Origin of the sequence: Xenorhabdus santafensis, assembly GCF_033949405.1 — a bacterium.
GTDB classification, from domain to species: domain Bacteria; phylum Pseudomonadota; class Gammaproteobacteria; order Enterobacterales; family Enterobacteriaceae; genus Xenorhabdus; species Xenorhabdus santafensis.
The window spans coordinates 1-303 of sequence record NZ_VCDN01000317.1; the positions used below are offsets into that span (position 1 = coordinate 1).

Sequence of the window (303 nt, forward strand, 5' to 3'; positions counted from 1 at the left end):
CGTGGCAAGGTATAAGTGTTTCTAATTGTGATGGAGATATGGGGCTTGTGATAGAAACTAAGCAATCTTCGTCTGAAAAATGGTCAGCGTATTTTTGTAGAATAGGGTATATGTCTATCGGTTTAACGCAAATAAAAATAAGCTGGGATTGTTCGATTACCTCTGGGATTGTTTTTGCTATATGAACAGAAGGGTATTTTTCTTTTATATGATATGCTTTGGCAGGCGTCCGATTAATGATTGTAAGGCACGAAGGTTTGACAGCACGGGTTTCTAAAAATGCGTCGATTAGTATATTCCCCA

Annotated in this window: 1 protein-coding gene; it reads right to left on the minus strand. The window is 38.0% G+C overall.

The genetic code is table 11. From position 1 onward, the window contains the following. Window positions 1-295, minus strand: a 295-nt coding sequence (locus tag FE392_RS22640) for an NAD(P)-binding domain-containing protein (RefSeq protein ID WP_500692708.1), incomplete at its 3' end; no start/stop codon positions are given. Window positions 296-303 lie beyond the last annotated feature (8 nt).